The sequence below is a fragment of the Paenibacillus sp. E194 genome (assembly GCF_000935845.1).
Taxonomy (GTDB): Bacteria; Bacillota; Bacilli; order Paenibacillales; family Paenibacillaceae; genus Paenibacillus_B; species Paenibacillus_B alvei_B.
In genome coordinates, this window is sequence record NZ_JMDX01000180.1 from 1 (window position 1) to 12,334 (window position 12,334).

2 protein-coding genes are annotated in these 12,334 nt (G+C 51.6%); both read left to right on the forward strand.

Annotation, left to right across the window (positions count from 1 at the left end):
- Positions 1–4,230 (forward strand): non-ribosomal peptide synthetase (locus AZ66_RS32915; RefSeq protein ID WP_156160034.1); only part of this gene is annotated, 4,230 nt, incomplete at its 5' end.
- Positions 4,112–12,334, forward strand: an 8,223-nt coding sequence (locus AZ66_RS20945) for a non-ribosomal peptide synthetase (RefSeq protein ID WP_231586978.1), incomplete at its 3' end; no start/stop codon positions are given. The genes AZ66_RS32915 and AZ66_RS20945, both read left to right, overlap by 119 nt.

The following is a 12,334-nucleotide window of genomic DNA, read 5'->3' on the forward strand; positions in this document are numbered from 1 at the left end:
GGTACATGGGTTCTGCTTGATGAGGAGTCATCCTATGCTGAGGATGCTGCCAATCTTGTGTCCATCAATGAACCACAACACCTGGCTTACGTCATTTATACATCGGGCACGACGGGACAGCCGAAGGGTGCCATGATCGAGCACAGACAACTGACAGTTATGGCGAAGGCTTGGGAACGTGAATATCGTCTGCGGGAAGAGAGCATTCGCTGGATGCAATGGGCGAGCTTCTCATTCGACGTATTTTCAGGCGATTTGATTCGTGCGCTGCTGCATGGCGGAGAGCTGGTTCTTTGCCCAGAGCACGCACGTGCGAATCCGGCTGAAATCTACGAATTGATCCGGAAGCATCGTCTTCATATGTTCGACTGCACACCGTCTATCGTCATTCCGCTCATGGAATATGTGTATGAGAACAAGCTGGATATCAGCAGCTTGAAGCTTGTCGCCGTTGGGTCGGACTATTGCCCGCCGGATGAGTTTCAGAAGATGCTGGATAGATTCGGTTCGCAGTTCCGCATCATTAATAGCTACGGCGTGACGGAGACATGCATCGATGCCAGCTATTATGAACCAACGACTCCAACTGTTCCAAGAGCGCTGCCGATTGGAAAACCATTGCCGGGTGTAACGATGTACATTATGGACGGACAGCGTTCTTTGCTTCCGGTTGGTGTCATCGGTGAGCTCTACATCGGCGGCCCTTGCGTCGGCCGTGGGTATTGGAATCGTTCGGAAATGACGAGCGAGAAATTCGTCGCAGATCCATTCCTCCAGGATCACCGAATGTACCGCACAGGGGATCTGGCTCGCTGGATGCCGGATGGCAACATCGAATATTTAGGCCGTATCGACCACCAGGTGAAAATACGCGGTTATCGCATTGAAATCGGCGAAGTCGAGTCCAAGCTTCTTAAAGTGGAGACTGTTCGGGAGAGTGTCGTCGTGGCGCGTCAGGATCCGAACGGGACAAAAGCATTATGCGCTTATTTCGTTGCGGATCGCAATCTGACGGTGAGTGAACTGAGAAGCGCAATGGCTGATGAATTGCCCGCATATATGATTCCATCGTATTTCGTTCAATTGGACCGCCTACCGCTTACGCCGAATGGAAAAGTCGACCGCAAGGCGCTGCCTGCCCCGGAAGCAGGAGCGCACACGGGGATTGAATACGTGGCGCCACGCACGGAAGAGGAGTTAGCGCTGGCGAATGTATGGCAAACCGTCCTTGGTATTGAACGAGTCGGTGTGCTGGATCATTTCTTTGAGCTTGGAGGCGACTCCATCAAGTCTATCCAAGTTGCTTCCCGATTGCAGCAAGCAGGCTATAAGCTTGAAATTCGCAATCTGTTCAAGTATCCAACGATTGCCCAACTGGGGTCACACTTGCAGAGGGCAAGCAAGGTCGCAGATCAGGGCGAAGTATCAGGTGACGTGCCGCTTACGCCGATTCTTGGATGGTTTTTCGAACAGCAGTTTGCCGACGCGCATCACTATAACCAGTCGATCATGCTGTACCGGAGAGAAGGCTTTAACGAAGCGGCAATCCGCAATGTACTTCAGGCAGTAACGGAACATCACGATGCGCTGCGCATCGTATTCCGACGGAATGATCAAGGTGATTATACAGCTTGGAATCGGGCAATCGAAGAAGGAGAATTGTTCCATCTGGAAGTGCTGAACCTTACAGGAACAACAGCAGGTGATCATGAGCATAATGTACGGCAGATCATTGAAGCCAAGGCCACGGAGATTCAGCGTAGCTTCGACCTGCACGATGGGCCGTTGGCAAGAGCGGGATTGTTCCGTACCGATGAGGGGGATCATCTTCTTCTTGTCATGCACCATGGCGTTGTTGACGGTGTGTCCTGGCGCATCCTGCTGGAGGATATCGCTACTGGATATGAACAAGCGTTGAAGGGAGAGCCTGTTCGGCTGCCTGCCAAGACGGACAGCTTCCGCACATGGGCGAATCAGCTCGCGTCATATGCACGAAGCGAAGCCATGATAGAGGAACAAATCTTCTGGGAACAGGCAGAAGCGAATGGAACGAGTATTTTGTCTTTGCCGAAGGATTTCGAAGCGGAGACATCCTTGCAGCAGGATAGCGAATCGGTCGTAGTGGAATGGAGCCGGGAGGAGACGGATATGCTGCTGAAGCATGTTCACCGGGCTTATAACACGGACATGAACGACATTCTGCTCGCAGCGCTCGGCATGGCTATACAGCAATGGTGTGGACATGAGAAAGCCCTAGTTACACTTGAAGGACACGGCCGCGAGAATATCATGCCGGAGCTTGATATTTCGCGCACTGTGGGGTGGTTCACGAGTGAATATCCATTTCTGCTCGAGAGCGATCCGAACAAGAGTTTGTCCTATCGAATCAAACGAATGAAGGAAAATTTGCGACGGATTCCGAACAAAGGCATCGGTTATGGCATTCATCGATATTTATCGGGCTCAGGTACGTCTGGTACGAAAAATGTATCACGATCAGAAGCATCAGCTCAGCCAGAAATCAGCTTCAACTATTTGGGACAATTCGATCAGGATTTGCAGAACAATGAGATGGAAGTCTCTCCATATTCGGGCGGCGCAGAGATAAGCGTTCGTCAGGCTCGTAACACCACGCTTGATTTTAACGGGATGATATCGGCTGGGGTTCTTGCATTGGAAGTGAGCTACAGCAGCAAGCAATACCGCCGCGATACGATTGACCGGCTGGCAGGATTGCTGAAGGGAAGTTTGCAGGAGATCGTTGCTCACTGCGCATCGAAAGACAAGCCGGAATTGACACCTAGTGACGTATTGGTTAACGGGCTTGGTATTGAGGATCTGGAGCGTATTGCGGAGCAGACGAGGGATCTCGGGGACATCGAGAACATTTATGCACTGACGCCGATGCAGAAGGGAATGTGGTTCCACAATGCGATGGACGGTCAAGCGGGGGCTTATTTTGAACAGACTCGCTTTACGATTCAAGGAGAGCTTGACGTTCAGCTATTCGCAAGCAGCCTAGACGTTCTCGCGACGCGCCATGCGGTGCTTCGCACCAATTTCTTCAGCGGCTGGAACGGAGAATTGCTGCAAATTGTATACCGGAACAAGAATCTGGAATTTAGTTACGAGGATCTAACGGAATTGCCGGAGCATGAGAAGAAGGATCGAGTTGAAGCGATGGCGCAAGCTGACAAGCAGCGGGGCTTCGATCTGGAGCGCGATGCGCTCATGCGGGTGTCCGTGTTGCGGACGAGTGTGAACTGCAGTCATGTCATTTGGAGCTCTCATCATATTCTGATGGACGGCTGGTGCTTGCCGCAGCTCACGCAAGAATGGCTCGAGACGTATTCCGACTCCGTAAATGGACGGTCAAGCAGCCGATCGGGAGCATCGCCATACAGTCTCTATATTGAATGGCTGTACAAGCAGAATTACACAGCTGCATCCCAGTATTGGAGCGACTATCTGTCGGATTACGATCAGCAAACGGTTCTTCCGCAGAAGAAATCGAGCGGGCGCAGCGATGTATATATTGCTGACAATCTCGTATTTGAACTGGGCGAGGCTTTAACTACGAAGATGCATCGGGTAGCGAAGCAACATCAGCTGACGCTGAACACCCTAATGCAGGCGGCATGGGGCATTATTTTGCAGAAGTATAACAATACCGGGGACGCTGTATTCGGCGGAGTCGTATCAGGCAGACCGGCGGAAATCCCAGGTATTGAATCCATGATTGGACTATTCATCAACACCATTCCGATTCGAGTTGTGTGTGAAGCGGATGACAGATTTAGCGACGTAATGAAGCAGCTTCAGGAGAAGGCACTGGAGTCAGGGCGGTATGATTATTATCCGCTGTATGACATCCAGGCGCTCAGCACGCATAAGCAGGATTTGATTAATCATATTTTGGTGTTCGAGAATTACCCAATGGAAGAGCAAATGGAACATGCTGGTGATGAGCGGGGACAATTGAACATTACTGACGTGCGGGTGGCCGAGCAGACGAGCTATGATTTCAATCTTGTCGTGATGCCTGGCGAGGATATGATGATTCGCCTCGAGTACAATGCCGTCATGTATGATCGAGTCAGATATGGAAAGAGTGCGGCACCATCTGATTCACGTCCTCGAGCAGGTAACAGCAGATCCGGCCATAGCTGTGAAAGACGTCCGTCTGGCGACCGACGACGAGAAGGCAGAGCTGCTGACGGCATTCAATGATACGGAAGTCGAATATCCTCGCGAACAGATGATTCATCGGATGTTCGAAGAGCAGGTTCAGCGGACGCCGGATGCGACGGCGGTGTTGTGTGGAGCAGCTACAATGACCTACCGGGAGATGAATGAACGTGCCAATCAGTTGGCGCGGACATTGCGGGCAGCAGGCGTCGTACCGGATCAGATCGTCGGTATAATGGCGGAACGATCGCTTGAACTAATGGTCGGCATCATGGGGATATTGAAAGCTGGCGGCGCCTATGTGCCGATCGCGCCGGATTATCCCGAAGAGCGCATCCGATATATGCTGGACGATTCCGAGGCTCAAGTACTGATTGTTCAAGGCAGCGCGGGTGAAGCAATTGATTTTGCGGGTCACGTTATTAATCTGGACGATGTTGACTCGTACGATCAGGACAGCTCGAACCTTGAGATGGTCAACAAGCCGACCGATATCGCCTACATTATCTATACTTCAGGTACGACCGGACGTCCGAAAGGGGTTATGGTCGAGCATACATCAGTCATCAACCGCTTGTTGTGGATGCAGAAGCGGTACCCGATTGATGCGGATGACACCATTATGCAGAAGACGGCGATCACGTTCGACGTATCTGTTTGGGAGTTGTTCTGGTGGGCATTTGTCGGATCGAAGGTGCTAATGCTTCCAGTTGGCGGAGAGAAGAATCCGGCAGCAATCGTTGAGGCGATCGAACAGTACGATATTACGACAATGCACTTTGTACCATCTATGCTGCATGCCTTCCTCGAGCATATCGAGCAACTGCCTGAAGCAGAGCGTGAGCGTCTGTCTCCACTGAAGCAGGTGTTCACCAGCGGAGAGGCTCTATTGGCATCGCAGGTCGAGCGATTCCATAAGTATGTTGCACCTGCCAGCGGAGCACGACTCATCAATCTGTACGGTCCGACAGAGGCGACGGTGGATGTCACGTACTTCGACTGCGAACCAGGCCAAACGTATGTGAGTGTGCCGATTGGCAAGCCGATTGACAACACACGCATCTATATTGTGAACGGGCACAATCAAGTACAGCCGATCGGCGTAGCGGGCGAACTGTGCATCGCGGGCGTCGGATTGGCGCGCGGATACTGGAATCGCCCAGAACTGACAGAAGAGAAATTCGTATTGGTGCCTTCCGTGGGTGAACGGATGTACCGAACAGGGGATCTCGTACGGTGGCTGCCAGACGGCAACATTGAATATTTGGGACGGATTGATCATCAGGTGAAAATCCGCGGCTATCGAATCGAGCTTGGCGAGCTGGAGACTGCGCTGCTGAATATTGAAGCGGTTCGGGAGACAGTCGTCGTTGCGAGGGAAGACGAGAGCGGACAGAAGTCACTTTGCGCCTACTATGTAGCAGACGGAGAAGCAACAGTAAGTGACCTGCGAGCCGCGCTTGCCGCCGAACTGCCGAGCTACATGATTCCATCATACTTCGTAAGGCTGGAGCAGATGCCGCTGGCGCCGAACGGCAAGCTGGATCGCAAAGCTTTGCCGGTACCAGAGAGAAGCCTTCAAGTTGAATCGGAATATGTTGCGCCGCGCACGGAAGCGGAACAGATGCTGGCAACCGTATGGCAAGCCGTACTTGGCATCGAACGTGTCGGGATAACCGATCACTTCTTCGAGCTTGGCGGAGATTCCATCAAGTCCATTCAAGTGGCAGCAAGAATGCAGCAGGCGGGCTTCAAGCTTGATATTCGCGACTTGTTCAAATACCCAACGGTTACACAGTTGGTTCCATACATGCAGCCGATTAATCGAACGGCTGATCAGGGAGAAGTCGTCGGTGAGGTGCCGATGACACCGATTCTGCATTGGTTCGAGCATCAGCAGTTTGCGAATCCGCATCATTTCAATCAGTCGGTAATGCTGTATCGCAAGGATGGCTTTGTCGCAGATGCAGTGCGCAAGGCGCTTCATAAGTTGGTTGAACACCACGATGCACTTCGTATTGTAATTCAGAGAACGGAACAAGGAGAATATTCGCTCTGGAATCGATCCCTAGTAGAGGGTGAGCTCTTCAGTATGGAAGAGATCGATTTAACGGATCAGTCGGATTTCGCCGCAGCGATTGAAGCGGAAGCCAACCACATTCAAGGCAGTATTAATCTACAAGCGGGACCTTTGGTCAAGGCAGGCTTATTCCATGGCAGTGACGGTGATCACTTGCTGCTCGTTATCCACCACGCAGTCATCGATGGCGTGTCTTGGAGAATATTGCTTGAGGACCTTGCAGCAGGCTATGAACAGGCGCTGAATCAACGCCAGGTGCGTCTGCCGATGAAGACGGACAGCTTCCGTACATGGGCGGAACAGCTAGTAGAGTATGCGAATAGTCCAGCGATGGATAAGGAATCTGCTTATTGGCTCGACGTCGCGCAGACGGAAGCGGCGGCCCTGCCTAAAGACAGCGAGTGCACAGTTTCCTTGCAGCGCGACAGTGAATCCGTTGTGCTCGAGTGGAATAAGGAAGATACGGAACGGCTTCTGAAGCACGTTCACCGAGCTTACAACACCGAAATGGACGATATTCTGCTCACAGCGCTTGGCAGAGCACTCATAAAGTGGCGCGGCATCGACCGCGTACTGGTTACGCTGGAAGGACATGGTCGCGAGTCCATTTTACAAGACATGGATATTACGCGGACGGTTGGCTGGTTTACGACCGAATATCCGTTTGAGCTCGGGATGGAAGCGAACGACAGTCTTGGATCTCAGATCAAGAAGGTAAAAGAGGATTTGCGCCGCATTCCGAACAAAGGAATCGGGTACGGTCTGTTCCGGTATTTATCCAATTCGGGCAAACAGGCTTGGAATGATGCGCCAACGACACAAATTCGTTACAACTACCTGGGACAGTTCGATGCGGACTTGAGCAATAACGAACTGAGCGTATCTCCATATGCAAGCGGTTCGGAGATTAGCGATGAGCAGGAGCGCAAGTATCCGCTCGATATTAACGGCGTTATCGCAGAAGGCCAATTGACGCTGGGCTTAAGTTACAGTGTCAAGGAGTACCACAAAGAGACGATGGAGGAATTGGGCGATCTCCTTACAGAATCACTGAAGGAAATTATCGCACACTGCGAATCACAGGAACGGACGCAATTGACGCCAAGTGATGTCTTGTTTAAGGGACTTAGCTTGGAGTGGCTGGATCGGATATCTTCGCAAATGCAGCATATCGGAGAGATCGAGAATGTATATGCATTGACGCCGATGCAGAAGGGAATGTGGTTCCACAGTGCGATGGATAGTCTGACAGGGGCGTACCATGAGCAGACGATGTTCACATTGGAAGGTACGCTTGATGTGGAACTGTTCTCCAGCAGTCTGAACGAATTGGCGAAGCGGCACGCTGTGTTGCGAACGAACTTCATTAGCGGCCCTCAAGGCGAACCGGTACAAGTCGTATTCCGGAACAAGCCAATCGGATTTTCATTCCAGGATGTGCGCGCTCTGAATGAAGAGGAGCAGCAATCCTTCATTAAGGAAGCGGTCAGCAGTGACCAACTGCTTGGCTTCGATCTCGCACAAGGTGCCTTGATGCGCGTTTCGGCTATCCGTACAGGGGAATTGAGCTGCCGTGTACTGTGGAGCTCTCACCATATCTTGATGGACGGCTGGTGCCTGCCCCAGCTGATGCAAGAGCTGTTCGATACGTATGCCGCCTTGCTGCAGAAGAAGTCGCCGGATAGAACAGTGGTTCCAGCTTACAGCCAATATATTGAATGGCTAGGGCAGCAGGACGAGGAGGCGGCCGGGACTTATTGGTCTGCATACTTGGCTGATTACGATCAGGTAACAGAGATACCGCAGGAATCATCGGCGGGAATCGATAGCGAACCATATAAGGCTGAAAAATGGAGCCGTGAATTGGATGCTGGCTTGAGCGCATCCATCAGCCGGACGGCAAGACAGCATCAGGTCACGCTCAATACTTTGCTGCAAGCGGCATGGGGCGTTATTTTGCAAAAATACAATGGCACAAATGATGTTGTATTCGGCAGCGTCGTATCAGGCAGACCAGCGGAGGTGCCAGGCATTGAGACGATGATCGGCTTATTCATTAATACGATTCCGATCCGCGTCAAGTGCGAGGGAAGCACCAGCTTTGCGGAACTGATGGGGCTCCTTCAAGAACAAGCGCTGGAGTCCGGCAAGTACGATTATTATCCACTATATGAGATACAATCTCGCAGTGCGCTGAAGCAGAATGCGATCAGACAAATTATGGTGTTCGAGAACTACCCGATGGACGAACAGCTAGAGCAGGCGGGCGGCGACGAGCACGGTATGCCATCCTTAACTGATGTAGCGGTGGAGGAACAGACCAATTACGACTTCAACTTGATTGTCGTACCGGGAGAACAGATCTCTATTCGGTTTGATTACAATGCTAACCGCTTCGTACAAGCAGACATGGAACGGTTGATGGTGCATTTGAACAATATTTTGGAGCAGATCGTAGACAATCCACGGATTGCTGTAGAAGATCTGGAGCTCGCGACGGAAGCCGAGAAGTCGGAAGTGATCCAATCATTCAACGATACACTTACGAACTACCCTCGAGACATGATGCTGCATCGCTTATTCGAGGAACAAGCCGAACGCCATCCTGATGCAGTAGCCATCTCCTTCGGAGATGTCCAGATGACGTATCGTGATTTGAACGATCGGGCGAACCGATTGGCACGCACACTGCGGGCAGTCGGAGTTGGAACGGATAAGCTTGTAGGTCTCATGTCTGAACGTTCGCCGGATATGATTATTGGTATTCTGGCAATCTTGAAGGCAGGAGGCGGGTATGTGCCAATCGATCCGGAATATCCGGAAGAACGGATTCGGTACATGCTAGAAGATTCCGGTGCGCGAATCATGCTGGCACAGCAGCACTTAACGGGAAAAATTCCAGTCATGGACGCATCACCACTTGATGCAATTATCAATCTTGACACCGAAACATCCTATGACAGCAACGGTTCGAATCTTGAGGCGAACACAGACGCAAGCAGCGAGAACTTAGCCTATGTAATCTACACATCCGGCACGACGGATAAGCCGAAGGGGAACTTGACGACGCACCGCAATATTGTACGTGTAGTGAGAGAAACCGAGTATATCGACATCACAAATCATGACAACGTGCTGCAAATGTCCAGCTATGCATTTGACGGGTCGACCTTCGACATCTATGGTGCACTGCTGAACGGGGCCAAGCTTGTTCTTGTACCACACGAGACGCTTCTGGAAGTGCGGCAATTGGCTGAGTTGATCGTAAAAGAGAAGATTTCGGTTATGTTCATCACGACGGCGTACTTCAACGTACTGGTTGATGTCCAGGCTTCCTGCTTGAGCAATATTCGGGCTATCTTATTCGGTGGCGAACGGGTATCTGTCAGCCACGTCCGCAAGGCGCTCAATCATGTCGCGCCAGGTACACTCAAGCATGTATACGGCCCGACGGAGAGCACCGTATTCGCGACTTGCCACGATGTATACGAAGTCACGGAGAATGCGGTGACGGTACCGATTGGACGTCCGATCAGCAATACGTCAATCTATATCGTTGATGCGAACAATAAGCTGCAGCCAGTAGGCGTTGCCGGCGAGTTGTGCGTGGCCGGTGATGGATTGGCACGAGGATATTTGAATCGTCCAGACTTGACGGCAGAGAAGTTCGTCGATTCCCCGTACGTCCAGGGAGAGCGGATGTACCGCACGGGAGACTTGGCGAAATGGCTTCCTGACGGTTCCATTGAATATGTTGGCCGAATCGACCAACAGGTGAAAATTCGCGGATATCGGATTGAGCTAGGAGAGATCGAGGCGCAGCTGCTGAATGTAGAGGATGTGCAGGAAGCGGTCGTCGTCGCACGAGACAATGACACAGGCGAGAAGCAACTATGTGCCTACTATGTAGCGATGCGTCCGCTTGAGGCGAATCATTTGCGCGAAGTGATGGGTCAAGCTATGCCAAGTTACATGCTGCCAGCGCACTTTGTTCAGCTGGAACAGCTTCCACTCACACCGAACGGCAAGGTAGACCGCAAGGCGCTGCCGGCTCCGGAAGAAGGACGGAGCGGAGAGACTTTCGTTGCACCGCGAACGCCGCTTGAAGCACAGCTTGTTCAAATTTGGCAGGATGTGCTCGGTATTAGCAGTGTAAGCGTGACGGCTCATTTCTTCGAGTTGGGTGGTCATTCCCTGAAGGCGACGCTGCTCGTGAACAGACTGCATCAGGAGCTTAATATCGAGTTGCCGTTGAAGGACGTATTTCAATATCCGACGCTTGAAGCGATGGCGAAGCGACTCAGCAATGCGGAAGGAAGCAGGCATGTGAGTATCCCGGTGGCGGATCCAAGCCAGCATTATCCGGTGTCTTCGGCTCAAAAACGCTTGTATATTCTTCATCAGCTTGAAGGGGCGGAGCTGAGTTACAACATGCCGAACATGATGCTGCTTGAGGGAGCTGTGGATCTTGGGCGATTGGAAGAAGCCTTCAAGAGACTGATTGAACGTCATGAAACGCTGCGCACCGGATTTGAGATCGTGAACGGCGAGCCTGTTCAACGAATTTACCCGGAAGTAGACTTCGCAATCGAGCATGTGCTCGCAAGCGAGGAAGGTGCTTCAAAGCTTATGCAGCAGTTTGTACGTTCCTTCCAATTGGAGAAGCCGCCTCTGCTGCGAATCGGAGTTATCGAATTGTCCGAAGAACGCTCCATTCTCATGTTCGATATGCATCATATCATCTCAGACGGTTCGTCGATGGGCATTCTCATCAATGAATTTGTCCACTTGTACAGTGGAGGAGAGCTTACGCCGCTGCGGATTCAATATAAGGATTACGCCGTATGGCAGCAATCGGATACTCAGCAGGAGGCAATGAAGCTGCAAGAAGGATATTGGCTGAAGGTACTGGGGGGAGAGCTTCCGGTGCTGGAAATGCCGACGGACTCCATTCGTCCGACAACGCAAAGCTTCCGCGGAGATTTGCTGCAGTTCGATCTAGATCCAGTGAGAAGTGCGGGGCTGCGGAGAATTGCAGCGGAGAACGGAGCCACGATGTATATGGTGCTGCTCGCGCTGTACAAGACGATGCTGCACAAGTACTCCGGTCAAGAGGACATTATCGTAGGTACGCCGATCGCAGGCCGGAACCATGGAGACTTACAGCCGCTTCTCGGCATGTTCGTCAATACGCTGGCCATTCGAAGCTATCCGGCAGCCAGCAAGACTTTCTTGTCCTATTTGGATGAAATAAAAGAATCAACGCTTGGTGCCTTCGAGAATCAGAATTATCCATTCGAAGCATTGGTCGAACAGGTGCAAGTGATGCGCGATATGAGCCGCAATCCGGTATTTGATACGATGTTTATTTTGCAAAATGCGGATCAAGGTGAAATGAAGATTGATGGGGTACGACTCCATTCGGTGCCGAATGAACACACCGTATCTAAGTTCGATTTGACCTTCCAAGTGGAAGAGGATGAAGCGGAAATCGTGTGCAGCATTGAATACGCAACAGATTTATTCAAGCGAGACACGATTGAGCGAATGGCAAGACATTTCGAACAATTAGTCCATACGGTGCTGGATAACCCGCAAGCAAGTCTGTCTAACTTGAGCATGGTAACAAATGAGGAAAAGGCTCTGCTTCAGGATAAGTTCAATGATACGGATATGGCGCATCCAAGCGACAAGACGGTTCATGAACTGTTCGCGGAACAGGTGGAGCGGACACCAGAAGCTGTTGCTGTCGTCTATGGAAGCGAGCAATTGAGCTACCGAGATCTTAACCGTCAGGCGAATCAGCTTGCGTGGAAGCTGCGTGAGTATGGCGTGACCGCAGAGCAGCCTGTCGGGATTATTGTCGAGCGGACGCTGGATACAGTCGTCGCAGTGCTGGCCGTACTCAAAGCATCGGGCACATTCGTACCGATCGATCCCGAATATCCAGAGACGCGTATTCGCTATATGCTGGCAGACAGCGGGGCTAAGCTGGTGTTGGCGCAATCGGAGCTGCCGGGGATCATTCCTGATGACGTCCGCCTAATTGATGTACGCGATGAGTCT